This is a genomic window from Candidatus Midichloria mitochondrii IricVA (genome assembly GCF_000219355.1).
GTDB classification, from domain to species: domain Bacteria; phylum Pseudomonadota; class Alphaproteobacteria; order Rickettsiales; family Midichloriaceae; genus Midichloria; species Midichloria mitochondrii.
Map to the genome: position 1 here is coordinate 238419 of NC_015722.1, position 25991 is coordinate 264409.

Annotated in this window: 35 protein-coding genes and 2 tRNA genes; 19 read left to right on the forward strand and 18 right to left on the reverse strand. The window is 37.3% G+C overall.

Features of this window, described 5'->3' with window-relative positions:
• Positions 1-293: 293 nt before the first annotated feature.
• The 5 genes from mtaB to MIDI_RS01340 all read right to left on the reverse strand — a co-directional run bounded on the left by mtaB (position 294) and on the right by MIDI_RS01340 (position 2587).
• Positions 294-1544, reverse strand: a complete 1251-nt coding sequence (gene mtaB, locus MIDI_RS01320; RefSeq protein WP_013950799.1) for a tRNA (N(6)-L-threonylcarbamoyladenosine(37)-C(2))-methylthiotransferase MtaB — start codon at positions 1542-1544, stop codon at positions 294-296.
• 13 nt (positions 1545-1557) lie between these two features.
• Positions 1558-1634 (reverse strand) — tRNA-Ile (locus MIDI_RS01325).
• 25 nt (positions 1635-1659) lie between these two features.
• Positions 1660-1917: a 50S ribosomal protein L27 gene (gene rpmA / locus MIDI_RS01330; RefSeq protein WP_013950800.1), complete on the reverse strand. Its 258-nt coding sequence runs from the start codon at positions 1915-1917 to the stop codon at positions 1660-1662.
• A 19-nt stretch (positions 1918-1936) separates the two neighbouring features.
• A complete protein-coding gene (rplU, locus tag MIDI_RS01335) occupies positions 1937-2236 on the reverse strand; it encodes a 50S ribosomal protein L21 (RefSeq protein ID WP_013950801.1) in 300 nt (99 codons plus the stop codon).
• A 90-nt stretch (positions 2237-2326) separates the two neighbouring features.
• A complete protein-coding gene (locus MIDI_RS01340; protein WP_013950802.1) occupies positions 2327-2587 on the reverse strand; it encodes a hypothetical protein in 261 nt (86 codons plus the stop codon).
• A 91-nt stretch (positions 2588-2678) separates the two neighbouring features.
• Between MIDI_RS01340 and uvrC the strand changes: the two genes are divergently transcribed.
• The 3 genes from uvrC to flhA all read left to right on the forward strand — a co-directional run bounded on the left by uvrC (position 2679) and on the right by flhA (position 7399).
• Positions 2679-4490 carry an excinuclease ABC subunit UvrC gene (gene uvrC, locus MIDI_RS01345; protein WP_041185343.1) on the forward strand — a complete coding sequence of 604 codons (1812 nt, stop codon included), beginning with the start codon at positions 2679-2681 and terminating at the stop codon, positions 4488-4490.
• A gap of 41 nt (positions 4491-4531) precedes the next feature.
• Positions 4532-5074 carry a CDP-diacylglycerol--glycerol-3-phosphate 3-phosphatidyltransferase gene (gene pgsA / locus MIDI_RS01350; protein WP_013950804.1) on the forward strand — a complete coding sequence of 181 codons (543 nt, stop codon included), beginning with the start codon at positions 4532-4534 and terminating at the stop codon, positions 5072-5074.
• Positions 5075-5260: 186 nt separating this feature from the next.
• Entirely contained in the window at positions 5261-7399 is a 2139-nt protein-coding gene (gene flhA / locus MIDI_RS01355) for a flagellar biosynthesis protein FlhA (RefSeq protein ID WP_013950805.1), read from the forward strand.
• Between the two features lie 211 nt (positions 7400-7610).
• Here the strand turns inward: flhA and MIDI_RS07745 are convergent, their stop codons facing one another.
• From MIDI_RS07745 to MIDI_RS06185, 3 genes are all read right to left on the reverse strand, one after another.
• Entirely contained in the window at positions 7611-7772 is a 162-nt protein-coding gene (locus tag MIDI_RS07745; RefSeq protein WP_148234087.1) for an FG-GAP repeat protein, read from the reverse strand.
• 100 nt (positions 7773-7872) lie between these two features.
• Positions 7873-8505 (reverse strand): endonuclease III, encoded by a 633-nt coding sequence (gene nth / locus MIDI_RS01360; protein WP_041185344.1) that lies wholly within the window; start codon positions 8503-8505, stop codon positions 7873-7875.
• Positions 8483-8791: an accessory factor UbiK family protein gene (locus MIDI_RS06185; RefSeq protein ID WP_013950807.1), complete on the reverse strand. Its 309-nt coding sequence runs from the start codon at positions 8789-8791 to the stop codon at positions 8483-8485. Before MIDI_RS06185 ends, nth begins: the two co-directional genes overlap by 23 nt.
• Before the next feature lie 117 nt (positions 8792-8908).
• Between MIDI_RS06185 and lgt the strand changes: the two genes are divergently transcribed.
• The 3 genes from lgt to MIDI_RS06190 all read left to right on the forward strand — a co-directional run bounded on the left by lgt (position 8909) and on the right by MIDI_RS06190 (position 12103).
• Positions 8909-9709, forward strand: coding sequence for a prolipoprotein diacylglyceryl transferase (gene lgt / locus MIDI_RS01370; protein ID WP_013950808.1), 801 nt, complete (start codon positions 8909-8911; stop codon positions 9707-9709).
• 105 nt (positions 9710-9814) lie between these two features.
• Positions 9815-11191 carry a M23 family metallopeptidase gene (locus MIDI_RS01375; RefSeq protein WP_148234088.1) on the forward strand — a complete coding sequence of 459 codons (1377 nt, stop codon included), beginning with the start codon at positions 9815-9817 and terminating at the stop codon, positions 11189-11191.
• A 21-nt stretch (positions 11192-11212) separates the two neighbouring features.
• Positions 11213-12103: a murein hydrolase activator EnvC family protein gene (locus tag MIDI_RS06190; RefSeq protein WP_013950810.1), complete on the forward strand. Its 891-nt coding sequence runs from the start codon at positions 11213-11215 to the stop codon at positions 12101-12103.
• Between the two features lie 470 nt (positions 12104-12573).
• On the opposite strand, the gene MIDI_RS08390 is transcribed toward MIDI_RS06190, so the two are convergent.
• Together MIDI_RS08390 and MIDI_RS08395 are read right to left on the reverse strand one after the other, a co-directional pair.
• Entirely contained in the window at positions 12574-12738 is a 165-nt protein-coding gene (locus tag MIDI_RS08390; protein ID WP_160162187.1) for a hypothetical protein, read from the reverse strand.
• Between the two features lie 184 nt (positions 12739-12922).
• Complete coding sequence (locus tag MIDI_RS08395) at positions 12923-13243, reverse strand: hypothetical protein (protein WP_041185345.1); 321 nt, start codon at positions 13241-13243, stop codon at positions 12923-12925.
• A gap of 289 nt (positions 13244-13532) precedes the next feature.
• Between MIDI_RS08395 and MIDI_RS08400 the strand changes: the two genes are divergently transcribed.
• The gene (locus MIDI_RS08400) at positions 13533-13685 is read left to right on the forward strand and encodes a hypothetical protein (RefSeq protein ID WP_160162188.1); all 153 of its coding nucleotides are present in this window, start codon (positions 13533-13535) and stop codon (positions 13683-13685) included.
• Here the strand turns inward: MIDI_RS08400 and MIDI_RS01390 are convergent.
• From MIDI_RS01390 to MIDI_RS01405, 4 genes are read right to left on the reverse strand one after another with little or no spacing between them, the layout of a single operon-like run.
• Positions 13682-14014 (reverse strand): HesB/IscA family protein, encoded by a 333-nt coding sequence (locus tag MIDI_RS01390; protein WP_013950811.1) that lies wholly within the window; start codon positions 14012-14014, stop codon positions 13682-13684. The two genes, MIDI_RS08400 and MIDI_RS01390, sit on opposite strands and share 4 nt — an antisense overlap.
• A gap of 2 nt (positions 14015-14016) precedes the next feature.
• Entirely contained in the window at positions 14017-14412 is a 396-nt protein-coding gene (iscU, locus tag MIDI_RS01395) for a Fe-S cluster assembly scaffold IscU (RefSeq protein WP_013950812.1), read from the reverse strand.
• Between the two features lie 21 nt (positions 14413-14433).
• Positions 14434-15642 (reverse strand): IscS subfamily cysteine desulfurase, encoded by a 1209-nt coding sequence (locus MIDI_RS01400; protein ID WP_041185346.1) that lies wholly within the window; start codon positions 15640-15642, stop codon positions 14434-14436.
• A 5-nt stretch (positions 15643-15647) separates the two neighbouring features.
• Positions 15648-17210 carry an aminotransferase class V-fold PLP-dependent enzyme gene (locus MIDI_RS01405; protein WP_013950814.1) on the reverse strand — a complete coding sequence of 521 codons (1563 nt, stop codon included), beginning with the start codon at positions 17208-17210 and terminating at the stop codon, positions 15648-15650.
• A gap of 123 nt (positions 17211-17333) precedes the next feature.
• Between MIDI_RS01405 and MIDI_RS01410 the strand changes: the two genes are divergently transcribed.
• Positions 17334-18050: an alpha/beta hydrolase gene (locus MIDI_RS01410; protein ID WP_237697398.1), complete on the forward strand. Its 717-nt coding sequence runs from the start codon at positions 17334-17336 to the stop codon at positions 18048-18050.
• 3 nt (positions 18051-18053) lie between these two features.
• Positions 18054-19334, forward strand: a complete 1281-nt coding sequence (locus MIDI_RS01415) for a DNA recombination protein RmuC (RefSeq protein ID WP_013950816.1) — start codon at positions 18054-18056, stop codon at positions 19332-19334.
• 39 nt (positions 19335-19373) lie between these two features.
• Here the strand turns inward: MIDI_RS01415 and tpiA are convergent, their stop codons facing one another.
• From tpiA to MIDI_RS01425, 3 genes are all read right to left on the reverse strand, one after another.
• The gene (gene tpiA / locus MIDI_RS01420) at positions 19374-20066 is read right to left on the reverse strand and encodes a triose-phosphate isomerase (RefSeq protein ID WP_013950817.1); all 693 of its coding nucleotides are present in this window, start codon (positions 20064-20066) and stop codon (positions 19374-19376) included.
• A 20-nt stretch (positions 20067-20086) separates the two neighbouring features.
• Positions 20087-20311, reverse strand: a complete 225-nt coding sequence (rpsU, locus tag MIDI_RS10125) for a 30S ribosomal protein S21 (protein ID WP_083809591.1) — start codon at positions 20309-20311, stop codon at positions 20087-20089.
• A gap of 140 nt (positions 20312-20451) precedes the next feature.
• Positions 20452-20712: a hypothetical protein gene (locus MIDI_RS01425; protein WP_013950818.1), complete on the reverse strand. Its 261-nt coding sequence runs from the start codon at positions 20710-20712 to the stop codon at positions 20452-20454.
• A 143-nt stretch (positions 20713-20855) separates the two neighbouring features.
• On the opposite strand from MIDI_RS01425, the gene MIDI_RS01430 reads away from it, so the two are divergent.
• From MIDI_RS01430 to MIDI_RS10130, 4 genes are read left to right on the forward strand one after another with little or no spacing between them, the layout of a single operon-like run.
• A complete protein-coding gene (locus MIDI_RS01430) occupies positions 20856-21257 on the forward strand; it encodes a transposase (RefSeq protein ID WP_041185348.1) in 402 nt (133 codons plus the stop codon).
• Positions 21217-21384: a transposase gene (locus MIDI_RS06770; RefSeq protein ID WP_160162189.1), complete on the forward strand. Its 168-nt coding sequence runs from the start codon at positions 21217-21219 to the stop codon at positions 21382-21384. Before MIDI_RS01430 ends, MIDI_RS06770 begins: the two co-directional genes overlap by 41 nt.
• Entirely contained in the window at positions 21363-21590 is a 228-nt protein-coding gene (locus tag MIDI_RS08850) for a hypothetical protein (RefSeq protein ID WP_041185349.1), read from the forward strand. Before MIDI_RS06770 ends, MIDI_RS08850 begins: the two co-directional genes overlap by 22 nt.
• A gap of 60 nt (positions 21591-21650) precedes the next feature.
• Positions 21651-21857, forward strand: a complete 207-nt coding sequence (locus MIDI_RS10130; RefSeq protein ID WP_410517910.1) for an FG-GAP repeat domain-containing protein — start codon at positions 21651-21653, stop codon at positions 21855-21857.
• 46 nt (positions 21858-21903) lie between these two features.
• On the opposite strand, the gene MIDI_RS08405 is transcribed toward MIDI_RS10130, so the two are convergent.
• Complete coding sequence (locus MIDI_RS08405; protein WP_041185351.1) at positions 21904-22086, reverse strand: hypothetical protein; 183 nt, start codon at positions 22084-22086, stop codon at positions 21904-21906.
• A 442-nt stretch (positions 22087-22528) separates the two neighbouring features.
• On the opposite strand from MIDI_RS08405, the gene MIDI_RS01450 reads away from it, so the two are divergent.
• The 6 genes from MIDI_RS01450 to metG all read left to right on the forward strand — a co-directional run bounded on the left by MIDI_RS01450 (position 22529) and on the right by metG (position 25853).
• Positions 22529-22605: transfer RNA gene (locus MIDI_RS01450), tRNA-Arg, on the forward strand.
• A gap of 176 nt (positions 22606-22781) precedes the next feature.
• Positions 22782-23312, forward strand: a complete 531-nt coding sequence (locus MIDI_RS01455) for an AAA family ATPase (protein ID WP_083809593.1) — start codon at positions 22782-22784, stop codon at positions 23310-23312.
• Positions 23313-23346: 34 nt separating this feature from the next.
• On the forward strand, positions 23347-23469 hold the full coding sequence (locus MIDI_RS09650; RefSeq protein ID WP_272940976.1) for a hypothetical protein: 123 nt from the start codon (positions 23347-23349) through the stop codon (positions 23467-23469).
• A 128-nt stretch (positions 23470-23597) separates the two neighbouring features.
• Positions 23598-23894 carry a hypothetical protein gene (locus MIDI_RS01460; RefSeq protein ID WP_160162191.1) on the forward strand — a complete coding sequence of 99 codons (297 nt, stop codon included), beginning with the start codon at positions 23598-23600 and terminating at the stop codon, positions 23892-23894.
• 16 nt (positions 23895-23910) lie between these two features.
• Positions 23911-24375: a PD-(D/E)XK nuclease domain-containing protein gene (locus tag MIDI_RS01465; RefSeq protein WP_237697400.1), complete on the forward strand. Its 465-nt coding sequence runs from the start codon at positions 23911-23913 to the stop codon at positions 24373-24375.
• A complete protein-coding gene (gene metG, locus MIDI_RS01470; RefSeq protein WP_013950820.1) occupies positions 24372-25853 on the forward strand; it encodes a methionine--tRNA ligase in 1482 nt (493 codons plus the stop codon). The genes MIDI_RS01465 and metG overlap by 4 nt, the downstream gene beginning before the upstream one ends.
• Positions 25854-25991: the final 138 nt, after the last annotated feature.

The following is a 25991-nucleotide window of genomic DNA, read 5'->3' on the forward strand; positions in this document are numbered from 1 at the left end:
GCTATAAAAAGATCTGGATAAATGGGCTATAATTATGAGAGGCTACATTCTGGAAAGTATTGCTATGGTAAACTCCTATATAAACTAACTAGATCTTAAAAAGAATAGTTATATCTTGCGTACTTGTCTGACAGTCAAAACTTAACTGACCAGCAGAGTAATAGTGTATATAAGATGAATCTTGATTAGTACAGCTAGGTAATTCTATTAGCTTGGTACTGAGATATGGCTTCCTAAACCCTGCGGTTATCCATATACTTTAGCTACTAAAAAAACTTTATCGAATTCTCTTCTCAAGCGCTAATCAAATACTCTCTCTCTATGCCCTTTATAAGGCAAGTTACAACCTCTCCCGCAGCTCTTCCCTTTGAAGCGATTTTTACTAGACTAAAATCTTCTGCGCGCCCTATTGCTCCATAGCCTTCAACCAAAACCTTAAAAGTTTTACCGATTTTATTTATATTAGACTGCCGTAAAATTTCTGCTCCAACCTGTCTTATTGTTGCTGCTCTTTCCTTTCTAATGTTTTTTGGGACCTGAGGCATTTTTGCAGCAGGGGTCCCATGCCTTTCTGAATATGGAAATACGTGAAGGTAAGATATACCGATTTCTCTTAGCAAATTGACGGTGTTTTGAAACATATCTTGAGTTTCAGTTGGAAAACCTGCGATAATATCTGCTCCAAATTCTGTTTCTGGACGTAAAGATCTTATTTTGCTACAAAATCTAATTATATCTTCTCTGCTATGGCGTCTTTTCATTCTTTTTAGTATCATATTATCCCCAGACTGTAAGCTTAAGTGTAAGTGGGGCATAATCCTTTTCTCGTGAGCAAATAAATCTATAAAATCGCTTTTTAACTCTGCAACATCAATAGAAGATAATCTAAGTCTTGGGAGGTTTGGAACATTATTTAATAATCTTTTGATTATTTCTGTTAGCGAAGGCTGGCCCGGTAAGTCTAGACCGTAATCGGTAATATCTACTCCTGTTAGCACTATTTCTTTAAAACCTCTATCAACTAAGCCTTGGGCATTTGCAACAATTTCTCCAAGCGGCACACTTCTGCTGTTACCACGTCCATAAGGTATAATACAAAAGGTACAACGATGATTACATCCGTTTTGAATCTGTAAAAAAGCTCTTACTCTTTCTTCTATAATACCAGGTATATAATGTGCAGTTTCTCGAACAGACATTATGTCATTAACTAGAATCTTTTCACTATTATCATATACTAGACTCTCATAGGTTTTAGGCTGCATCTTTTCGATATTGCCTATTATCTTATCAACTTCAGGCATAGCGGAATAAAGATTAGGATTAACTTGGGCCGCACAGCCTGTGACAATAATTTTCTTATCTGGTTCTTTCCTGTGAAGTCTTCTTATAGATTGACGAAGTTGGCGTTCAGCTTCACTGGTTACGGAGCAGCTGTTTAGAATAATGACATTTTTTAATCCAGCCTCTTCGGCTCGCTTTTTAACCTCCACCCCCTCATTTTGATTGAGCCTACAGCCAAATGTTACAACTTCTACGGTCATTGATTTATCTAAATGGTGGGTCTGGGAGGAGTTGAACCTCCGACCTCACGCTTATCAGGCGTGCGCTCTAACCACCTGAGCTACAGACCCATTTAAAAAACTTTAAAGGATAAATTTAATAAGCAGAAATTACTGAAATGTAAATGCGGTCCCTTGCTCCTCTTTTAAAAGAAACAGAGCCATCAATTAAGGAAAAGATGGTACGGTCTTTTCCCATACCAACATTTTCGCCAGGATGAAACTGTGTACCACGCTGCCTTACTATAATATTGCCAGGTACAACAGACTGTCCACCAAATACCTTTACTCCTAACCTTCTACCGCGAGAATCGCGACCGTTCTTGGAACTACCGCCAGCTTTTTTGGTTGCCATCTTTTCCTACCCTATAAAATTAAGAAATTATCTCTTTAACTCGCATAACAGTAATCTGCTGTCTATGCCCTCTTTTTCTGCGATAGTTATGCCTGCGTTTTTTCTTAAACACAACAACTTTACCGGTCTTTTTATGCTCGAGCACCTCAGCAGTCACTTTAGCACTGCCTAAATTTTTAGCATCAACTTTCTCGCCTATTAAAATAACTTTTTCTAATTCAACAACACGGCCAATGTCAGCGACCACCTTCTCAGTTTGTATAACATCGCCGACCTTTACCCTATATTGTTTTCCACCTGTTTCAACTACAGCAAACATAAAAAACTCTAAAATACATATTAACCACTAGCAGACTCTGCACTTTTAAAGTCTTGCTGATAAAAAGTCAATAGCAAAATCATAAATCTGCTATCTTCCTTTACCGCCTCCGACAATACCCGGTAATTTAGCATCAGCCGAAATAGGAGTTTGAGGAGGAGGTGGCAACATTGAAACATTTTGCAATGAAAAAGAGCTAGCAAAGCCTTGCATCGCAGAAGATAGCCTATCTATTAAAGCAATGCCTGGGATTAATGGTTTAAATTTTTGCGGAGTGTTTTCTAATCCTTGAAAAATTAGCTTCCCGTTATTTGGCCCCATTCCTCCGATATGTCCAAAATCTTCTGACATAAGCATATACAAACAAAAAATACTATATATAAATGATAATATGTATTACAATACTTAGTCAATAAGTGAAGAGTACAAGGGGGGTGTAAATTTGAGCTTAGAAACTGGAATAAAATTAATAAATCAGACCATAAAGGACATTACTGAAGAAAGTGGTGTTTATAAGATGGTAAACGCCCAAGGGGAGATAATGTATGTTGGTAAGGCTAAAAATTTAGTCAGAAGGGTACACCAATATACTCAAATTGAAAGGCTACCTAATAGATTGAGATTGATGGTTTCCCTGCTTACTAAGATCGAGGTACTTATCACAAAATCGGAAGAGGAAGCACTTCTTTTAGAAGCTCAGCTCATAAAAGGCTTACGGCCCAAATTCAATATAGCTTTAAAGAGTGATAAAAGCTTTCCTTATTTAGTTATTGAGAATGTGCATAAATTTCCACGGATCTTTAAGTATAGGGGAGCTAAGAAAGAAAAAAATTCTTATTTTGGTCCATTTTTGGTGGCTGGTGATTTGGAAAATCTCATGTTGAATATCCAAAAAATTTTTAAGTTACGCAGTTGCTCCGATAAATTCTTTTCAAGAAGACAAAGGCCTTGCCTTCTATACCAAATATCTAGGTGTTCTGCTCCTTGTGTCGACAAAATAAGCGAAGCAGATTATAATAAAAGCCTCAAAAGAGCAAAAAAATTTTTATCTGGAGATGTGGCAGAACTTCGAAATGAGCTAATAAAAGAAATGGAAATAGCTAGTGAGAATTTACAATTTGAGAAGGCAGCGGAGGTAAGATACAAAATACAATTGTTTAATCAGCTGCAAACAGAAGAGTTATATAGTGAAAATGCATATGATAATATTGATGTCTTTGCAATATATTCCATGCAGCTTAGGAATGCTATACAGGTGTTTAGTATTAGAGAGGGAAAAAACGTTGGTCATGCGAATTTCTTCTTGGACGCAATTGAAGAAGGGGATGAAATAGTAAAGACGTTTTTGCTAACATATTATGCGAAGAAAGCCCCTCCGTCCGTTATTGCTATAAATTATACAGATAGCAATACTGCGAAAGTTTTGGAGACACTATTTAATATTAAAATACTGAATGCTGAAAAAGATAAATCTGTTGCTAGAATATATAGTATAGCAAGAAAGAATGCTGAAGTATCATTAATTCAGCATATGAAAAATGATATAGTGGCAGATGAAATATTGCAGCAATTACAAAATATTTTTGATCTTGATAAACCAATTCAAAGAATAGAAGTCTATGATAATAGCCATATTCAGGGCAAGTACGCAGTTGGGTGCAGAGTAGTAAGTGACGGCAAGCAATTTATTAAAGATGAATACCGCATATTTAAAATTAGGCAAGTAGAAGTTGGGGACGATTACTCTATGATGCATGAGGTGCTAATGCGCAGATTTAAAAAACTTGAGAGTACTAATATACCGGATTTGATACTAATTGATGGCGGCCCTAATCATTTAGCGGTCGCTTCTTCAGTTTTAAAGGAGCTAAATGTAACCGATATCCGTGCAGTTGCAATTGCTAAGGGACCGAAGCGTAATGCTGGGGAGGAAACTTTTTATTTAGATGATGGGCAAGTAATAAATTTTGCTAAAGATGACAAGGTTTTGCATTATTTGCAAAGGTTGCGGGATGAGGCACACAGATTCGCTATTTCAACGCATAGAAAACTGCGCCAAAAAGAAACTATAACCTCTTTAACCAGTACCATACCAGGTATAGGCAGTAAAAGGCAAAAAATTTTATTAAGCGCGTTTGGTTCTTATGAAAAAATTAAGCGAGCTTCGTTAAAAGAATTACAACAACTCCCCAATTTTGGGAAAAACTTTGCTTTGGAGGTTTATAATTATTTACACAGCAAAAAAGATGAATAGAATAGGTGGGGTGCTTTTTTTTCTAAACCAGATAAGCGTCTATGTCGCTAAATCAAATTCCTAATATTCTAACCCTAATTAGAATCGCCCTGATTCCAATCTTGGTTACATCTTTTTACTTAGAAGGGAACATTGCTAGATATGTGGCAACGGGCATATTTATTTTTGCGAGCATTACAGATTACTTTGATGGCTTGCTTGCCAGACTTTGGAAAACGGAAACTAGCTTTGGTAGAATGTTGGACCCGATTGCTGACAAGATGCTTGTGATATCGACTTTGGTTATGTTGGTACACAAAGATATGGCCCCAATCCTCCCAATACTTGCCATACTTTGGAGGGAAATATTAGTATCAGGATTAAGAGAGTATCTCGGCCAAATTAAAGTGAGTATGCCAGTAAGTCGCTTATCAAAAGTAAAAACTGCCATGCAAATGATCTCTATTATCGTTGTTCTTCTTGGTGAGGAAGCAACAGGAATACATTATCTTACTCCATTAGGCCATACCTTATTATGGATTACAGCAGCCTTAACTTTATTTACTGGCTATATATACTTTAAAGAAGGGTGGCAGCATTTATAGCTGAATAATTCGACTACTAGTTTGTCTATACTTCATCTCTCTGTCCAAATACTTTAGTATACAGATTATAGTATGCCGTTATTATAAATACTATTTTAAGTTGAAAACACTTTGATTTTATTTATCGCTTATATATTATAAATCTTAAGCTAGATAAGCTCAGCAATAAGTGAACGAGAATTTAAGATGAAAAATAATTCCGCAAACCTTGAGTTTAGTAAAATTAATAAGGAGACTCTAACCAAAAAGCTATATGAGTTTTTACAACACAAAGACATAGCCTTTGCAATTGGAATATTATGTATAATTGGGGTGTTGATATTTCCAGTTTCTACTGGTCTATTGGATTTCTTGTTGAGCGCCTCAATAGCATTTTCTGTATTAATACTGATGACAGTACTATTTATTGATAAGCCATTAGATCTGAGCTCCTTTCCTAGTATTCTGTTAGTTGTCACAATGCTTAGGCTCTCTCTCAATATTTCAACTACTAGGCTTATTTTATCAAACGGTCATAAAGGCACAGATGCTGCAGGCCATGTTGTAGAGGCATTTGGGTATTTTGTTATGCAGGGCTCTGTAGTAATCGGAGCTATAGTTTTTGCTATTTTAACCATTATAAATTTCGTTGTGATTACTAAGGGCTCTGGAAGAATTGCTGAAGTTGCAGCACGCTTTAGTTTAGACGCAATGCCTGGCAAGCAAATGGCAATAGATGCCGACGTTGCAGCAGGTGTCATTAACCAAGAGCAAGCCCAGCAAAAAAGAAAAAATTTAGAAAATGAGAGTACTTTTTTTGGCTCTATGGATGGTGCTAATAAATTCGTGAGGGGCGATGCGATAGCTGGTCTATTAATTACTTTTATCAATTTAATTGCTGGCATTATAATAGGTACCTTACAGCAAGACATGAGTTTTAACAAAGCATTAAAAACATATACCATATTAACCATAGGAGATGGTTTGGTAACCCAGATCCCCGCTCTTATTGTGTCGATTAGTGCTGGTCTACTCGTTACTAAATCGGGTGTACATGGGTCAGCTGATAAGGCAATATTCCAACAATTAGGAAGATATCCCCAATCTCTGGCAATTAGTTCAGGATTATGCTTTTTTATGGGAATAATGCCAGGACTTCCTCTAGTGCCATTTTTTATAGCTGGATCAATTATGGGAGGTGCTTCTTTTTGGCTTAATAAGGTACAAAAACAAAATACTGCTAATTTATTTGATACGCCAACCACTGTCTCTTCTGTTTCAAGAGCTGAAGATAGTGTTTCGCGTGAAGCTTCATCACAGCAGACATCAGCTCTTCATATGGACATGATTAAACTCGAAATAGGGTATGAATTACTTCCTCTTGTTGAACAATCAAATACTTTAAAAATCACTGATCAGATTAAAGGTTTACGTAAACAATTAGCTAAAGAAATGGGATTTGTAGTACCATCTGTTAGAGTGCAAGATAACATGCAGATTGATGGTAACATGTATATCTTAAAGATTAAAGAAATAGAAGTAGGCCGAGGCCATGTACAAAGAGATAAATTACTTATTATGGAGCCAACTGGCGCTCCGATAAAAATTCCTGGAGAAGATACCAAAGAGCCAGCTTTTGGTTTGGCGGCGCGCTGGATTAATCCATCTTATAGAGAGGACGCTCTGTTTAAAGGATATACCGTGATAGAGTCGTCTACAGTAATAATAACTCACATGACTGAGTTATTAAAAGAGAACGTGACGGAGTTGCTAACCTATGCTGAAGTACAGAAATTACTTGATAACTTGCCTGATGGTCATAAAAAACTTGTTAATGAAATCATTCCAACTCAAATCTCAGTGGTAGTTCTACAGCGTATACTACAGTCTCTTTTAAGTGAGGGTATTTCTATTAGAGATTTGCCAGGGATATTAGAAGCTGTATCTGAACTTAGTTCAACTACGACTAATGTTCAAAAGTTAACTGAGCACGTAAGGGTGCGCCTTGCAAAACAGATATGCAACGCTAATACTAATGAGAACGGCTATATTCCTATATTGGTTTTATCTACGGATTGGGAACAAGTTATAGCCGAACATATAGTTGGAGAAGGAGATAACAAGCAAATAGTATTGCCTCCAAGCAAACTCCATGAATTTGTTGCAGATGTTAATAAAGAATACGAAAAATATGCTTCAATTGGTGAAACTCCAGTAATACTTACTTCAGCGCTTGTAAGGCCTTTTGTTAGAAAAATTATAGAGAGAGTAAAACCGAGTGCGGTAATTATGTCGCAAAATGAAATTCACTCCAAGGCTAAGATCAAAACTCTGGCCCAGATTTGAGAAAGCTTCCTTGAGATAGGCATTTTTAGTAAGTGTACTTCTTTAACTTGAAGGATTGAACTAAAGCGAGTTTCAACGAAAAAGGCGTGGCCACGCCCTCCGCCCCTTGGCGAACGCAGCTTGCAAGGCGAGCCAAAGCAAGCTAGCCTTGCAAACGGCTTCATCTCTTAACATTAAAATCTATCGATTTATATATTTAAAAGTCAGTAAATTACCACTCAAAAACTTCCCCACAAATCACATATGCTTGTCCTGCATTATTATTAGTATAAATATTACCAGGAGCACCGATAATCAGATCATCTTCACCATCAATTTGAGGCTTATAACTATATATCCAGCTCTTCAAGTTAAGGGGAGATATACCTTTCAAGCCTACTAGTTTTGGCTTAGCAAATCAGTCTAGAGTCAAATTTTTCTTGATCCCACAAGCTGCTACTAAACCAACTACTAATAAGAGTTTTGTAATGGTTTTAAGTTTTATTTTCATATTGGCAAATACCATTGATAATGCATTGAGAACAAAGAGGTTTTTTAGCTTTACATATATATCTTCCATGCAAAACTAGCCAGTGGTGTGCATAACTTTTAAAACGATCTGGTATCTTTTTCTCTAATTCCATCTCAGTCGCTAGCACGTTTTTGGTTTGGCAAAGACCAACCCTATTAGAAACCCTAAAAACATGAGTATCTACTCCTATAGTATTTTTTTCGAAGATAGAATTTAAAATTACGTTAGCCGATTTTCTTCCAACCCCTGGCAATGACTGTAAATCTTCTAAATTATCTGGAACTACGCTATTAAATTTTTCGATAAGTATTTTGCTTGAAGCAATAATATTTTTGGCTTTGGAATTATAGAGGCCGATCATTCTAATAAAGTTTTTTAGTGCTTCTTCGCCAAGCTCTACCATCTTTTCTGGGGTATCACTTACTTTAAAGAGCTTTTCGGTAGCTTTATTTACTGTTTTATCTGTTGATTGGGCTGAAAGAACAACGGCTACCAATAAAGTATACGGAGTAGAGTAGTCTAGCTCTATTAATGGCCTTTCTTTTACTGTCGCAAATCTAGTAAAAATTTCTTCAATTTGTTTTTGGTTTAGCACTTGGTTTGTTAATAGGTTTCTTTGTTTTATTCCCTACACTTTTTTGGGGCGCTGGGCTAGGGCCTTTTTTACCAGTTATTTTTTCTAACGCAAGCGCATTTTGTGTTGCCATTTTTTTCACTACTTCAAACTCTTCCCTTTTTACAAAGTCCATCCCTGCTATGAACGATTCTATTTGATATTTAACAAATTTAGTCAATTCATTTTTCATGTTTGCAGTGGTCGCGATAGCTGAATTAGCAAGCTTTGCTATATCTGCAAAAAGGTTATTATTATCCTTGGACATGTTATTTTACCTTTAAAAGCTAATGATGATTAAAAATTAAAATACTTTGAGAGTATTTTCAATTTAATATATACATATCTATAATAATTTTGTGCTATACTCTATCAAATTTTTCTTATGGTTTCTATCGCATTTCCCTCTATAGATCCGGTGATTTTTCATATATATGGCCCAATAGCTTTACGGTGGTATGGTCTAGCCTATGCGTTAGGTATTATAATTAGCGCCTGGTATATAAATTACTTAAACAGTAAGTCTTTACGCTTGCCATTGGAAGGTAGCATAGTTGAAGACATGATTTTTTATGCAGCAGCTGGAATTATTATTGGCGGAAGGCTTGGTTACGTACTTTTCTACAATATTGATTATTATATATTGCAACCTCTTGAGATAATTAAAATTTGGCAAGGCGGAATGTCATTTCATGGGGGATTCATTGGGTTGGTGGTAGGTATTTACTTTCTATGTAAAAAATATCAGTTAAACTTTTTAGCATTAACAGATTTAATTGCATGTGCAGCACCTATTGGACTTTTTTTTGGAAGAATTGCCAATTTTATTAATGGTGAATTGTTTGGTAGAAAAACTGAAGTTGCTTGGGGAATAGTTTTCCCTACCGATGGAGAAGTGAGACACCCAAGCCAACTTTATGAAGCTTTTCTAGAAGGTTTGCTGTTATTTTTTATAATGTTTTTGGTAAGGAGGTCCAGCGAAATAAGAAGCAGCGGAATTTTATCTGCTTCGTTTTTAATACTTTACGGAATTTTTAGATCGATTGCTGAATTCTTTAGAGAACCAGATTATCATATTGGATTTATTGCCAAATATTTTACAACCGGGCAAATATTATGTACTCCATTTATATTAGGAGGAATAGTATTATTAATATATCGATCAAAGGAAAAGCTTCTCCCATAACCATTATAGAGGCAAAAAATTAATTCTAGTTAGCATTAGATATTGACCATTATGTGTTTTGGTGTATCCTTTTCTGTGCTGATTATATATTATTAGGTCATTGGAGTGCGTTTCTTATTCAGATTAGATAAGTACCATTTAGCTCTTTTCGTTACGATAATAGTTTCTCTGACTTACAATGTTATTCTTTGGGGGAGTTCTGTTAACGTTCCCGATTCTACTTTGTTAGTTAAGCTTTTAACTATAGATAATCACACCTCTCCTTTTATCGATAATGAAGAAAGTACTGATGTTAGTGACAACTCTCATGATATTGAGCAGTATAGTAAAATAAAAAAAGAAGATGGTATATATAAAATTATTTTAGAAGAAGGTGATAACCTAGAGCAAATATTTACGGAATTACAAATCGATAAAAAGAAATCGCACCTCATTACAAGCGCTATAGGGAAAGTTTATAAGTTAACCAAATTAAGAGCTGGGGAAGAGATTCAAGTTTCGTTCTTGACTGCCCAAGGGCAACTCATTGATAAGCCAGAAAATATTGAGCAATTACTTATTGATACTTCTGAAGCTAAAATCCAGATAAATTATTCTTTAGATAGTAGACAATATCATGCTAAGTTGTTGCCGATCGTACTGAAAAACAGGATTACCTCTGTTGGTGGGAAGATAACTAATAGCTTCTTTCATTCCGCACAAAATAGTGGTTTGTCGCGCTCTATAGCTATGGATTTCATTAATATATTTAGTCACCAAATTGACTTTCAGCGCGATCTAGAATTTGGTAGCAAGTTTAAAGTTGTACACGAATATCAAATAAATGATAAGGGCAAAAAAATTAAGGATGGCAGGATTATGTATGCTTCTTTACAGGTGAAAGATCGAAATATTGAGGTATATATGCATGAATTTTCTGATGGCACTTTTGGTTATTTTAATAAGGATGGTTCTAGCATAAAGAAAGCATTGCTTAGGACTCCGGTGAAAAGTGCTACAGTAAGCTCTGGATTTGGCATGCGGAAGCATCCAATTCTAGGGTATTCTAGAATGCACCGAGGCCTTGATTACGCGGCACCGCGTGGCACTCCTGTTATCGCTTCAGGAGATGGAGTAATTGAAATCATGAAGTATCATAGTAACTATGGGCGTTATGTTAAAATTAGACATAATAAAAAATATTCTACCTTATACGCGCATCTGGATCGCTTCTCTAGCAAATTTTCTGCGGGATCTAGGGTAAAACAAGGTGAGGTTATTGGTTATGTTGGTTCAACCGGGATGTCTACAGGTCCGCATCTGCACTACGAAGTGCATGTAGATGGTAAGCAAGTTAACCCTGCGAAGATTACTATCATACCAAAATCATTAAATCTAGAAGATCAACAGCTAGTTGCATTTAAAGCTAAACAAACTGAGATAAATAAGCTATTAAATGAAAATGTAGCTCTAGCTGAAGCATATACTCAGCTAAAAAAATGAAATTGATATTCAAATTCTAATATGAAAAACATGTGTAAATTTTTTAAAGTTTTGGCTTTAATTCCTTTACTATTCATTTCTTCTTGTAGCACTGATAAACCTGCTCCCTCTGAACGTAAAGAGCAGTTTTATTATGGTAAATCAGGCATAGTAAAATTAATAAGAATTTCTAGAACTCAGAGCATTAAAGAGATAGCATATAACTATGGAGTTGAGACAGAAGTCCTAGCAAGAGTTAATGGAAGACCAGTTTGTGGATCTGTTGCTGCTGGAGAAGTAATAAAAATTCCTATGTCACGTGATGTCCAGTTTGAAGAACAGGTATTTGATGAAGAGGGGCAGGATTATGATTATACTATAGAGGGCATACCTTTAGTTCCAGAGCCTACCAAGCAAAAATCACCTTCTAGTGATGAAGAATTAGATAAAGATATTAATTCATCAAAAACTCATGTGCTAGCAGAGCAGTCTTTGCCCCAAGGTGAACTCATTATTTCTAAAAAAGAAGTAGTGAAGAAGGGTGATTTTAAATATGCTACTCCTTTAAATTCAAAGCAATTTATTTGGCCGGTTGAGGGTAAGATTATGTCGCGATATGGCAAGTCAGGGAATTCCTTTAACGAAGGCATGAATATAGCTGCTCCTCTTGGTACGGTAGTGCGGGCAGCAGCCGATGGAGAAGTAATGTATGTGGGTAAAGAACCAAAGGTTTATGGTAATCTGATAATAATTAAGCATCGAGGTAATTATCTCACTGCCTATGCACATAATGCTAAGATAAGCGTAGCAAAAGGAGCAAAAGTAAAGCAAGGACAACCAATTGCAACTATAGGAAAAACTGGTGCTACTACCATCCCTCAGCTGCATTTTTCAATGAGGAAAGATAAAAAGACTATCAATCCTGAGGGGTGAAGAAAATAATTTAAGCTTCTTCTCGAGCAAAAGGCCTTTATATTCAGGATAAGTTACTAGTATCGAAGCCTGTTTCTGACTATCTATACACAGCGTATAGAAGGGCATGCTCAATTCTAAAGCTCTTCCCATATGAAGAAGACGAGAGTTTTCGAGCTCTCATGGGAAAGTTGTAGGTGCAGCAGCCAAACTTCTATAGGCACCCCCAATTATCCCTGAGCAACGAGAAGCTTTAGAGTTTGGCGGCTTTCGCGGCTTCCAAAAACTCTCAGCCATTCTTGAATGCTTTTTGACTTCTCATTAGTTAAGACATACAATTAAAAAACACTGCAGCTAAAGCTGTAGATTATTAGGGACTGCGCCGTAACCGTAAGAGCAGCACTCTGGCTGTTAGATCTCTCCAAGAGCGCTCCAATGTAATAGAGGTTCTGGTGGTGGAGCGTATCCTTTTTGTAGGTGCTTTAACAACCTCAGTTTGACGTAAGGAGTAGGCCTGCGAGCCTATTTTTTTCCATGAGGTATATTGGGTTTGAAGACATAAGCCAAGAGCCCTGCCAAGAAATTGATTGGCGAGCGATGCCGTGTGTGCTGGATTTGACAAATCTCTTTCGTTGTCCGATGGCCGTTTCAATCAATTCACGCCCCCTGCAAGAAGCAGTTGTTTAAAAGCCGCCATATGTGTTGGGAAAAGTCAGTGTGAAATGACATAATCTCTCCCTTGATCCTGAAGGAACCACTTAAAGCCAAAGAACCATCCAGTCGACGTTTTCCCACGCTAAGCGATGCCTTTAAAGACCTTATTACGGGCTAATACGTAAGTTATGACAAAACCCCTCTTCCAGCTTTTGTTGAGTCAACGTACCTGTTTATTTCCCTTTGCAGCAATTCAGCAGAATGACCAACGGGATGACCGCGTCTCGCATCCAGCTCAACAAAGCGATTGTAGCTGATAAGCTTCGGCAATCCCTCTCTGAGAGAGATTTGAACACAGTTTAGGTAAAAATCTTTGAATCCGGTAATGCCCTCAAATGAAACAAAACGAGGATCGTTATAACTTCGGAAAGCATCATCCCAGACTCTCGTTCCCTTTGTCTCTGCGAGTTTCTTAAGGATCTTTGGTACGTGAGTTGTCGCTTGCAAAAATCATCAATCAAACAAAATATCTCTACTAGGGAAACCACTTTCCTTATTTATCGTGAAATTGAGAGAAACTTAATGGTTACACAGCTTCTTTGAAGCCATATCAGATAATTTCTTTAAAACTTACCTCAAACTGGGGTTAACAAAAACACTGAGCAATCAAGGTATTGAGCTCGTCACCCACGGCTTAAGAAAAACATGAAAAACAAAACCCGCTTGCGGCTTTTAAACAACTGCTTCTTGCAGGGCGTGGATTGATTGAAACAGCCATCGGAGAATTGAAAGAGATTTGACAAATCCAGCACAACACGGCATCGCTTGCCAAACAATTTCTTGGCAGACCTCCTCTCAGGGCTCTTGGCTTATGTCTTCAAACCCAATATATCTAATGGAAAATAGGCTCACGGGCCCTACTCCTTACGTCAAACTGAGGTTACACTAGGCAGAAAACGACTCTCCACAACCACACTTACTTTTTTCATTGGGGTTGAGAAAAACGAATCCAGATTTCACTTTTTCATCCTTATAGTCTAACTCGGTGCCAACTAAATAAAGTACCGCTTTTGGTGCAATGAATATAACAACGTCTTTATCCACCACTTCTTCATCAACAGGATTTTTTTCATCTGCGTATTCAAAAGTATAAGCAAGTCCTGAACAGCCACCTTGTTTAATACCAATTCTAATACCAGCAGTAGCTTTGCTTCTTTGCGCTATTAATGCTTTGATTCTGTTAGCCGCAGTTTCAGTAATAGAGATGATGTTACTCATAGTTATTTATCACCTATTTCCCATTTTTCTTTATAATCACGAATGGCACTACTTATTGCATCTTCTGCTAATACCGAACAGTGGATTTTAACCGGAGGTAATGAAAGCTCTTGGGCAATTTCAGAGTTTTTTATTCTAGCCGCTTCTGCAAGAGTCTTTCCCTTTACTCTTTCAGTTGCCAAAGAACTTGAAGCAATAGCTGAAAGGCATCCAAAAGTTTTAAATTTCACATCTTCTATAATTTGCGTCTTAGGATTAACCTTGATTTGTAGCTTCATTACATCCCCGCAAGACGGAGCTCCAACTAGACCTGTGCCTACATTTTCTTCATCTTTAGCAAAGGAGCCGACATTTTGCGGATTTTCATAATGATCTATAACTTTTTTACTATATGCCATAATTTTACCTCTAATAACTTTTTAATGACCTGACCAATTAACTGTTTTTAAATTTATCCCTTCTTGCATCATCTCCCAAAGAGGGCTTAATTCTCGGAGCCGATCAACACTTCTGGTGATACATTTTACTGCGTAATCAATTTCTCCTTCTGTAGTAAATCGCCCGATACCGAACCTAATTGATGTATGCGCCATTTCCTCATCTACTCCTAAAGCTCTCAAAACATATGAAGGCTCAAGGGATGCAGAAGTACAAGCAGATCCAGAAGAAACAGCTAAATCTTTTATTGCCCCAATCATAGATTCTCCTTCTATACATGAAAAGCTTAGATTGATGCAGCCCGGATATCTAATATTTCTATCTCCATTCAGATATACCTCTGGAATTTTAGTAACTTCACTGATAAATTTTTCACTCAAGTTCGAGATTCTTTTATAATCATTTTCCATATCTTGCTTGGCAATTACCGCTGCCTCTCCCATACCTACTACTAAAGGGGTAGGTAGTGTACCAGATCTCATGCCTCTTTCCTGCCCGCCGCCATTAATCATCGCAGTCAATCTAACCCTCGGTTTTCTTCTAATATAAAGAGCCCCGATACCTTTTGGACCATAAATTTTATGGCCAGAAATACTCATTAAATCTATATTCATAACTTCTACATCTAATGGAATTTTCCCAAAAGCTTGGGCGGCGTCCGTATGGAAAAATGCTCCATGAGATCTGCATATCTTACCAATCTTCGAAATTGGCTGAATAACACCTATTTCATTATTAATTGTCATAATAGAGACAAGAAGAGTATCTGAACTGATTGCATTCTCCAAATCTTTCAAATCAATTAATCCATTAGTCTTTACTGGGAGATAAGTTACTCTAAATCCTTCTTGTTCAAGGTGGCGGCAGGTATCTAGAACACATTTATGCTCTGTTATAGTAGTAATTATATGTTTCTTCTCATTCTTATAAAAATGCGCAACTCCTTTCAAAGCTAGATTATTTGATTCAGTCGCTCCCGAAGTAAATACGATATCTTTGCTATCCGCATTAATGAGCCCAGCAATTTGCTTTCTTGCGTTTTCATTTGCTTCCTCTGCTTCCCATCCAAAGGAATGGCTTCTAGAATGAGGATTACCAAATTTTTCTGTAAAATATGGTAACATCTTCCCTAAAACCCTTCTATCAACCGGGGTTGTAGCTTGGTAATCCATGTAAATTGGTAATTTCATAATAATTAAATTGCATCCTTTATTAATTTATTTGACCTAAGGTATAGATCCTTCCATACTTGAATGAACCTTTTAGCTTCTTCATGGGTGTTATTTATCCCTAAGCTAATTCTAGTAGCAGTTTTAGCCTCTTCCAAAGAATAACCCATTGCCATATGGACATGCGGTAATTTAGAAGTGCCCGAAGAACAAGCACTGCCATTACTTATAGCAATGCCATTCGTATCGAAATGTATAATTTGCGCCTCAGCTGTAACATTTGGCATACTAATAGAGGATGTATTTGGTAACCGCACAGCACCTTTACCAAAGAAAACCGCTTGACTAGCTATATTTAAGATCTCTTCCTCAATATAATCTCTAATTGGCTCTGTTTTAGCCATTAAATTCCGATATTTCTCTTCTAGAGAGCATGCCAGCCCAAAGCCATGAATTGCATGTATATTATGAGTCCCAGAACGGAGCCTATATTCTTGCCCCCCACCAATGATGATTGGCTTAATATCTAGGTTCTTTTTATAAATTAACGCAGCAGCTCCCAAAGGTCCGCCAAACTTATGAGCGGATATGGTCATCATATCAACTGCAAGATCATTTATATCTATAGCTATTTTCCCCGGCGCTTGAGTTGCATCGGTATGAACTATAGCCCCTTTCTTTTTAGCTAAATAAACGATATCCTTAATTGGTTGAATGACACCTGTCTCATTATTTGCAAGCATCACTGAAACTAAAGGAGTGCGCTCGCTGCACATAGTTAAGAATTTCTCTAACTCAGCAAGATCAACTGCACCAGTTGGTAGAACCTTTATTATAGCATGGCTAACTATCCCTAGTATTGAAGAATGTTCTATCACTGATACTAACGGATTAACATTTTTTATTCCCAAGATTGCCAAATTATTAGCCTCAGTTCCAGAAGAGGTGAACACCACATTATATTGACTATCTGCTTTTAAAAATTCTTTCACCCTGCTTCTAGCATTTTCTAAATAATGCTTTGCATCTCTACCGTTTGCATGAGTTGAAGAGGCATTCAGCGGGCGTTGAAAAAGTTCCAGCATTTCTTTCTTGATTTCTGGTAATAAGCTGGTTGTTGAGTTATGATCGAAATAGATGTTATTTAAAGAGGGTGTTTTAGCCAAACGCTGGTTCTGAACATCCAAGAGGGTTTTATTTGAAAAATATTCCTCAATCTGATTCTCTAACCCTGCCCATAAATGATGAGTAGCACACGTCACCTTACCAGATGCCAAGCAACCATTGCTGCGGCCACTATGGGTCTGATGAGCACAGCGTGTAATTTTTATATCTTCCTCGACAGCCCTAATGATTTCCGAAATTGAGATTGCATCAGCCCTCTTAGCTAAGCGATAACCGCCCCCTGGCCCTCTTACAGCTTCAACCAAGCCTGCTCCTTTTAATTTAGCAAATATTTGCTCTAAAAACAGCACCTCAATTTCTTGGTTAAGCGCTATATCCGCTAATTTAGTTAAAGAAAATGGCTCCTTAGAAGCTATTTCTAGCATTCCCATAACAGCATATCTAGCCTTACTTGTTAGAAACATTTTCTTTGCTATTTGTATTGAGTTTATATAGAATATGTTGTGCTGCCTTTTAGCCAAAATAGGTTAAGCATTAGTGTGCCTGTTCAGATTCTAAAATAACCTAGTGAAATAATCAACAATTATTTGAAAAAGATTTATATGCGTGAAGTAATGTTTAATGGACCAAGCGGCAAGATTGAAGGAAGATACTTTCATTCAGAGGAGATAAACGCTCCTGCTGTGTTGGTTTTACATCCTCATCCGCTTCATGGCGGAACTATGAATAACAAGGTAATTTACAATGTTTTTCATACATTAATTAGTCATAAATTTTCTGTTCTAAGATTTAACTTCCGGGGAGTAGGAAAATCGCATGGTACTTTCGATCATGGAGCTGGAGAATTACTAGATGCCGCAACTGCTCTTGATTGGCTACAAGCGCACAACCCAGGAGCATCAAGTTATTGGGTAATTGGCTTTTCTTTTGGCGCTTGGATTGCAATGCAACTATTAATGAGAAGACCGGATATCAATAATTTTATCGCTATTTCTCCTCCTGCGCATTCATATGATTTTAATTTCTTATCTCCTTGCCCAGTTCCAGGACTTATTATTCAAGGTACTGAAGATAAGATAGTTCCAGAGGCTTCAGTAATCAACCTGTATGAAAAGCTTGACGAACAAAAGAATTCAGACATTGAATATGTTTCAATCTATGGAGCAGAGCATTTTTTCAAAGATCAAATGGAAGAATTATCTAATGCAATTTCCTCCTACGTAGAGCCAAGAATTATCATGCAACAATTACCTAAAAAAGTAAAAAGAGATCGAAGAAGAAGGCAAATTGTTCCAGAGGAATAATTCATGGAATTAGCCACTTTACTGATAGTTATTATTTTGGGTATGCTATCTACTCTTTTCTCTATAGTTACCGCCCTTGGAGCAAAGAAAACCAACTTATATAATCAAACCTTACTATCTAAACTTGCAGAATTCGAGACAAAACTTTCTCTTTCTCTAGGAAACAATTTTGACAACCAAGAAAAGCAGTCTGCATTGCACCATCACAGCATTGTACAACAGTTCAACACCTCAATTTCAGCGCAAAAAAATCAACTAGACACTTTACATCAGCAACTTGGACAGATCGCCCAGCTTAATGAAAATAAAATGGAAAATATCAGAAGAACTCTGCATGAAAATATATCCAAATTGCAAGATGAGAATAGTAAAAGGCTGGAAGATATAAGATTAATCGTCGATGAGAAGTTACAAAGCACCTTAGAAAAGAGACTTGGAGAGTCATTTAAGATTGTTAGTGAGCGCTTAGAGATGGTTTACAAGGGGCTCGGAGAAATGCAAAACCTCGCCTCAGGTGTTGGAGATTTGAAGAAAGTACTAACTAATGTAAAGACTCGAGGAATTTGGGGTGAAGCTCAACTCGAAGCTATATTGCAACAAGTCATGATGCCAGATCAATACGCAAGCAACGTCGCCATTAAATTTGATTCCCAAGACCGAGTTGAATATGCCATTAAACTACCAGGAAGAGATGATAATTCCGTTGTTTGGCTTCCAATAGATGCCAAATTCCCTTTGGATGATTATCACAGATTGTTGGAAGCACAAGAGAATGGCGACTTAACTGATATAGACAAGCACAGCAAATTGCTAGAAAACAGCCTTAAAAAATGTGCAAAAACTATAGCAGAAAAATATATTAATACTCCCACTACCACCGACTTTGCCATCATGTTTCTCCCAATTGAAGGCCTCTATGCAGAAGCGTTAAGGCGCATCGGAATTATTGAACTCTTGCAACGAGAATATAGAATAGTGATCACTAGCCCAACTACTCTATGCGCCATATTAAATAGCTTGCAAATGGGCTTCAAAACTATGGCCATAGAAAAGCACTCAAGCCAGGTTTGGAAGGTATTAGAATCTATTAAGCCAGAACTCTCCAAGTTTGCTGATTTATTAAGCAAAACAAGAACTAAATTAGAACAAGCGAGTCAAGCAATTAGCGATGCCGAAACTAAAACCCGCTCTATCCAAAAAAGACTCGATAGAGCTGAAAGACCTGCTTTAGAAAAAAAAGAGGGCGAAGCGACAGGCCTATTTACTAGCGAAGTGACCAATTAGCGGCAAAAAGCTAGTTTTCAGTGACTAACTCCTCTTTACTTAGCTCAATATTTGATTCAATTTTTGCGCGCTCAGGCCGGCGCCTCCAACTAATAAACCATCTAGAACATCTATACCAAAAAATTCATCGGCATTCTCTGGACCTACAGACCCTCCGTATAGAAGTTGAAGATAGGGGTAGGCCCCTTTGATTTTATTAAATATAGCCTTAACCTCGTCGACGCTCGGGGTAACGCCCGAGCCTATAGCCCAAATGGGCTCATATGCAATTACAAATTTTTTATTTCTACTTATTCCTATCTCTTCAAGCTGCTTAAATAGATGTTCCAGAGTACTACCCTGATTTCTGACCTCCAGAGACTCTCCTATGCAAATTACAGGAGTAATCTTTGATTCTAAAGCCTTAACTAATTTTCTACCTACTGTTTGATTATCTTCACCGCAACTAATACGTCTTTCGGAATGTCCAATAATAACGTATTTACATCCAATCTCATATAACATTGCCGCCGCAACCTCACCAGTATACGCCCCTAAATCATTCGCAGAGCAATCCTGCGCTCCAAAATCTAATTTCTTAAACGCATCCACTAATGTTGGTATATAAATAAAAGACGGACAGATTACTAAACTCTTATGAAGACTCCCTATATTAACGGATTCAAGCAGAGCAACCGCTTCGTGCAAAAGGATATTCATCTTCCAATTTGCAACTACTAGCTTTTGGGTCATTCTGATCTAAGGGATTACCTTTAAGAAAACTGCCTTCTTTGGCTGTTGAGTTGTCTTCTCTGAGTACTAGCTTTTTTTCGTTTTTGCTTCCTCTTGGCAGAAGGCTTTAGGTAGAAACGGTGCTCCTTTACAGATTGAAGAGTCTTCTCTCTCTGCATTAGCCTCTTTAACTCTCTTAATAAATTTTCGATATTAGACGAATTATTTGTCGTGTTAAAATTAAACCGAGCGTCAACTTGTACCAAGCAAAAGCCTCCAAAAAAGAATTAAGCATTAAATTTAGTCATTGTATTATAGCTATGAAATTATTAGTGTCAAGTGCAGTAAAGCAAATTCGGTTCTAAATAAAGCTTAGCCTTTGTGCTATGTACCACCTAAGCTTTGCCTAACAACTTGTATAGTCTAACACATTTCCAACTGGCACTATAATACCAAGATTATCAAAGATGCAAAACTCTGTACCAGGATTATCAACCACTTCTTCGTTACAACTCTCTTTATTACAAACAGTTGCACCCACTCCCGCAAGCTGAAGAGAAACCCCGCCCTCTGATAGCACACCTTCAATTGCCGTTCTCAGTACCCCGTCCTTGTATTCAAGCCCATATTTACCATTTACAATAGCCTTGATAGTTCCAACCAACATTAACCCCCAGTTTGAGGTAAGTTTTAAAGAAATTATCTGATATGGCTTCAAAGAGGCTGTGTAACCATTAAGTTTCTCTCAATTTCACGATAAATAAGAAAAGTGGTTTCCCTAGTAGAAATATTTTGTTTGATTGATGATTTTTGCAAGCGACAACTCACGTACCAAAGATCCTTAAGAAACTCGCAGAGACAAAGGGAACGAGAGTCTGGGATGATGCTTTCCGAAGTTATAACGATCCTCGTTTTGTTTCATTTGAGGGCATTACCGGATTCAAAGATTTTTACCTAAACTGTGTTCAAATCTCTTTCAGAGAGGAGTTGCCGAAGCTTATCAGCTACAATCGCTTTGTTGAGCTGGATGCGAGACGTGGTCATCCCGTTGGTCATTCTGCTGAATTGCTGCAAAGGGAAACAAACAGGTACGTTGACTCAACAAAAAGCTGGAAGGTTTGTCATAACTTACGTACTAGCCGTAATAAGGTCCTTAAAGGCGTCGCTCAGCGTGGGAAAACGTCGACCCGGATGGTTCTTTGGCCTCAATGATCAAGGAGAGATTATGTCATTCACACTGACTTCGGGTAATACAGATGATCGAGCCGTTGTCGAGAAACTGACTCAATATTTGACAGGCCTTCTATTCGGAGATCGGTGGTATATAAGCAAACACTGAGCAATCAAGGACAAAACCCGCTTGCGGCTTTTAAACAACTGCTTCTTGCAGGGCGTGGATTGATTGAGACAGCCATCGGACAATTGAAAGAGATTTGCCAAATCCGGCACCACACGGCATCACTCGCCAAACAATTTCTTGGCAGACCTCTCTTCTCAGGGCTCTTAGCTTATGTCTTCAAACCCAATATATCTCAGGAAAAATAGGCTCGCGGGCCTACTCCTTACGTCAAACTGAGGCTAAATACTAATTATAATTCCAACACGATTTCTATATTGCTTGGAAATGGAGATGGAGCTTTTAAACCAGCCGTTTTCCTACAAATCGCTAACACTCCTGTAATGATAGCAGTAGATGATCTAAATCAAGACGGCAAACAAGACATAATTAGTACTCATGGTGGTCTCAAACAAGGTTTCTATACCATTAGGCAACGGAGAGGGCACTTTTTTTCAACTCCCCTATTTTTATGACGTAGGCAGCCCATCCATATAGAGTAGCCGTAGCTTACTGCAGATACTACGGCGTCAACCGCCAAAAAAACTCTAACTTAGTAGCAGAGACGACTAGCACAACGACTACAGAGCCAACAACGTTCACTACTACCATATTCCCCCCCTTTATAACCACAAACCACAACGGGGGGACAACTGCTCTTACAACACCTGGGATCCCGGCATGTCTGACGACCTCTACACCCATATTTATTGCGACAACTTGTCCTATAATTACTTATACAACTGCGGATGTTTCAACCACTGCAGAGACAATAACAACTTTTGTACTTGTAGATAATTGCAGCTGTGAGTTATACTGGTGCCATTGTTGGCAGTGTAATTGGTGGTACCTGCAACTGCCTGTTTTTCTTTTCGCCTATATGTGGCTAATCAAAAGTTGAGGGGCAGCCACAGTAAACTCGCCTTCATATGAAGTAGAGTTGTGCCTGCCGCCCTTTCTATGACTGATCTAAAACAGTTTGAATGAGGCTCTATAAAAGCCACTTCTTGGGATGAAAGCAGCTATGATGTATGAAACTAGATAAACGGTCACTTTATTAGCTACTAATTTCAATATCATTTCCAAAAAATTTTAGTTAGCCAATTGACTTTTACGTCGAAATTACTTAGGATTGCCGCTTATCAATGTGCCCTTAGCTCAGCTGGACAGAGCAACAGCCTTCTAAGCTGTGGGTCGGAGGTTCGAATCCTCCAGGGCACGCCACTTTTTACCTCTACACTTTCTTAGCTGAGGCCGTACAAAGATAGGAGCTTTAACGAAAAACTTTAACCGAACCTCCCCCCCAATGGTTATAATCAGCAATTGTTGGAGCCAGCAGGCAAGCTTAGCTGAAGTCTGTATAAAAACCGATACATGAAAAAATTTAATGTGAGTATAAGATTTACCAAGGACTAAGTGACTTTCAGAAACTGATTCAAGAAGATTGTCAGTTTGTTGACAAAACTAACTTTATTAAGGAAGTAATCAATGACAGCGCTGAGGTAATGCTGATTGTCCGACCACGGCGCTTTGGTAAGACCCTTAATATGTCAATGTTGCAGTATTTCCTAGATCAAAGTAAATCTTCTCAAGATAACCTATTCCAAGGTTTAGACATCGCGAAGAATACAGGATTTTGTGAAAAACATCAGAATCAATATCCAGTTATTTTTATTAGTTTTAGTAATATAAAATACTCTGATTATGCTGAAGCTTATGAGGGTATTTCGGCACTACCAATGGAACTATATAGAAATTATAGATATTTACTTGAGGGTGATTTTTTATATGGAGATGAAAAAGTAGTATTTAAGGAATTACTGTATAAAAAAGCTAACTCTGCAAATTTAAGAAGCGCAGTGAAACATATGAAGAAAAAGTTCAATAAGACACCTATCATCCTAATCGACGAATATGATACCCCAATATAAGAAGCATATTTAATAAGTGGGTTATTATAGAGAAATGATAGAATTAATGCGCAGTATCTTAGGCCAGGCTCTTAAAGATAATTCCGCTCTGGCTGAAGCGTTACTTACTGGGATTACCAGAGTACCACAAAAAGCTTGTTCTCTGGGGGTTAAATAACGTAAGAGTTTTTCGCCCTTAAATGAACAAGGTAAGTATACTTTATATAATCCTTGGTCAATTATCAATTGTTTAAGCAACCATGGTAAGCTTCAGCCATATTGGCTGAACACCGCTGTAGCAACGCATTGCTCCATCATTTACTCAGCAAGGCTGGCATAGAAGTTAAACAGCAATTAGAAGAATTATTGCAAGGAAAAGTAATTGAGAGGTCACTATCCGAAAACTTAGTACTTACGGATATTGGAACTAAAGAAGAAGCATTATGGAGTTTGTTACTTTATGCAGGTTATTTAAATGTGGTATCTACAGAACTCATGGGTGGTAGATTAGTAACTAAGATATCTATTCCAAATAAAGAGGTTGGCTTTGTTTACGATAATATAGTTAAACAGTGGTTCAGCACTGCTATTAGCTTAAGCTGATATGGATAAATTCAAGATGTATTTATCTACTTATATTATACAAACCGGCAGTTATTTTGATTTTAATCAGCATACACCTGAACGGGTGTTTCATATGTTGATTTTAGGTTTAGTGGTGGGCTTAAGAGACAGTTATATTATTCAATTCAACCAGGAGTCAGGATTTGGTAGGTATGATGTGATGTTTATTCCTAAAAATAAGCGGCATGACGGAATTTTACTGGAGTTTAAAGTAGCAGAGGTACCAGAAGATTTGGTAAATAAAGCCCAAGAGGCATTGAATCAGATAAAAGACAAGCAGTATATAGAGAAGCCGAAAATCTTAAATTTTATTAATTTTTTTGGTGAAAATACCTTAGCTGCAAACACTGATAGGGTAGATACATCCTTGAAGCTTTTTAAATTTTTCAGCATAATAGGTATACTTTTGGCCGATAATCATTTAAAAGGCGATGAAAAAGTAGCCATCAGTACTATATGAAAAATTTTTATATCACTACTCCCATTTATTATGTGAACGATTTTCCGCATATAGGCCATGCATATACCTCAATTGCTGCGGATGTGATTGCAAGATTTAAGAGGCTTGATGGTTTTAAGGTGCATTTTTTGACAGGGACTGATGAGCATGGTCAAAAAATACAGAAATCTGCAGAGAAAGCTAATATAGAAACGCAAAAATTTGTAGATAGTTTTGCAGCTAATTTCCAAAAGCTATCGCAGCAGCTTAATCTCTCAAACGATGATTTTATTAGGACTACAGAGGAGCGCCATATAAGATTTGTGAAGAAAGTTTGGCAAACTTTATATGATAAAGGTTATATCTATCTTGCTAAATATAGTGGCTGGTATGCGGTCCGTGATGAGGCGTTTTATCAGGAGGCAGAATTAATTAAGGGTAAGGCTCCAACTGGAGCAGAGGTTGAGTGGGTTGAAGAAGAAAGCTATTTTTTTAAATTATCAGCTTTTGAAGAAAAATTACTTAATTTTTATAATGATAACCCTAATTTTGTAGCGCCTGAGAGTCGAAAAAATGAGGTAATCTCATTTGTTAAATTAGGCTTGAAGGACCTTTCTATCTCAAGAACAACGTTTCGATGGGGAATTCCGGTTCCTGGCGATGAAAAGCATGTAATGTACGTTTGGCTTGATGCGCTTTTTAATTATTTATCTGCAATTGATTCTGCTCAGACATTTTTGCCCTGTGATCTGCATTTAATCGGTAAAGATATTTTGAGGTTTCATGCGGTATACTGGCCGGCATTTTTGATGGCAGCTGGTTTTGAATTACCAAAAAGAGTGTTTGCTCATGGCTGGTGGACTAATGAAGGAGTGAAAATATCGAAATCTTTAGGTAATGTAATCGATCCATTAAAATTGGTGGAAAAATTTGGTTTAGATTATGTTAGATATTTTCTTATGAGGGCAATCCCATTTGGCAATGATGGAAATTATTCAGAATCCCAATTTGTTCAATTAACCAATGCGGAATTGGCTAATAATATCGGTAATCTTGCACAAAGAGTGATTGCGTTTGTTAATAAAAATTGTGATAGCAAAATTCCAGCTTTTGATGCTTTTAGTCGAGAAGATCAGCAGTTACTTATTTTGTCTGAGCAAGTGCATGCTAACATGCAAAAGTTTATTGATAATCAGGAAATTAGTGAAGCCATTGAAGCGATTGTAGGTTTATCTAAGGCCGCAAATTCTTATATTGACTTAAATGCTCCCTGGCAACTTAAGAAAACTGATCTTACAAGAATGAACACAGTGCTATATGTACTCTTGGAAGTTATTAGAAAAATTGCAATACTGCTACAGCCCTTTGTACCAGACTCGGCAGGCGCCTTATTAGATTTACTTAATATAGAAAAAAGAAATTTTAGTGATTTGAGTACAAGATTACAGCCAAAAGCTCCAATAAAGGAAGCAAAGCCTATATTCTTAAGGCATACTTAAGAGAGGTTTTGGATCAGCTTATAAATTTCATGACTTAGCCGACTCCTCACAGTCATATAGCTGAAATTTGGCCAGCTCGATCGCTCATTTTCCACAGTTCGCATTTAAATTAACCTCAGTTTGACGTAAGGAGTAGGG

Excerpts from the sequence above, each read along its gene's own strand:
- mtaB (WP_013950799.1), bottom strand. The coding sequence starts at position 1,544 with ATGACCGTAGAAGTTGTAACATTTGGCTGTAGGCTCAATCAAAATGAG.
- MIDI_RS06185 (WP_013950807.1), bottom strand. The coding sequence starts at position 8,791 with ATGTCCAAGGATAATAATAACCTTTTTGCAGATATAGCAAAGCTTGCT.
- MIDI_RS01415 (WP_013950816.1), top strand. The coding sequence starts at position 18,054 with ATGGAATTAGCCACTTTACTGATAGTTATTATTTTGGGTATGCTATCT.
- rplU (WP_013950801.1), bottom strand. The coding sequence starts at position 2,236 with ATGTTTGCTGTAGTTGAAACAGGTGGAAAACAATATAGGGTAAAGGTC.
- tpiA (WP_013950817.1), bottom strand. The coding sequence starts at position 20,066 with ATGACCCAAAAGCTAGTAGTTGCAAATTGGAAGATGAATATCCTTTTG.
- MIDI_RS01405 (WP_013950814.1), bottom strand. The coding sequence starts at position 17,210 with ATGTTTCTAACAAGTAAGGCTAGATATGCTGTTATGGGAATGCTAGAA.
- MIDI_RS09650 (WP_272940976.1), top strand. The coding sequence starts at position 23,347 with ATGATAGAATTAATGCGCAGTATCTTAGGCCAGGCTCTTAAAGATAAT.
- MIDI_RS01465 (WP_237697400.1), top strand. The coding sequence starts at position 23,911 with ATGTATTTATCTACTTATATTATACAAACCGGCAGTTATTTTGATTTT.
- rpmA (WP_013950800.1), bottom strand. The coding sequence starts at position 1,917 with ATGGCAACCAAAAAAGCTGGCGGTAGTTCCAAGAACGGTCGCGATTCT.
- MIDI_RS01425 (WP_013950818.1), bottom strand. The coding sequence starts at position 20,712 with ATGTTGGTTGGAACTATCAAGGCTATTGTAAATGGTAAATATGGGCTT.
- lgt (WP_013950808.1), top strand. The coding sequence starts at position 8,909 with ATGGTTTCTATCGCATTTCCCTCTATAGATCCGGTGATTTTTCATATA.
- MIDI_RS01340 (WP_013950802.1), bottom strand. The coding sequence starts at position 2,587 with ATGTCAGAAGATTTTGGACATATCGGAGGAATGGGGCCAAATAACGGG.
- flhA (WP_013950805.1), top strand. The coding sequence starts at position 5,261 with ATGAAAAATAATTCCGCAAACCTTGAGTTTAGTAAAATTAATAAGGAG.
- MIDI_RS06190 (WP_013950810.1), top strand. The coding sequence starts at position 11,213 with ATGAAAAACATGTGTAAATTTTTTAAAGTTTTGGCTTTAATTCCTTTA.
- iscU (WP_013950812.1), bottom strand. The coding sequence starts at position 14,412 with ATGGCATATAGTAAAAAAGTTATAGATCATTATGAAAATCCGCAAAAT.
- pgsA (WP_013950804.1), top strand. The coding sequence starts at position 4,532 with ATGTCGCTAAATCAAATTCCTAATATTCTAACCCTAATTAGAATCGCC.
- MIDI_RS01390 (WP_013950811.1), bottom strand. The coding sequence starts at position 14,014 with ATGAGTAACATCATCTCTATTACTGAAACTGCGGCTAACAGAATCAAA.
- metG (WP_013950820.1), top strand. The coding sequence starts at position 24,372 with ATGAAAAATTTTTATATCACTACTCCCATTTATTATGTGAACGATTTT.
- MIDI_RS01400 (WP_041185346.1), bottom strand. The coding sequence starts at position 15,642 with ATGAAATTACCAATTTACATGGATTACCAAGCTACAACCCCGGTTGAT.
- MIDI_RS08405 (WP_041185351.1), bottom strand. The coding sequence starts at position 22,086 with ATGGGTGTAGAGGTCGTCAGACATGCCGGGATCCCAGGTGTTGTAAGA.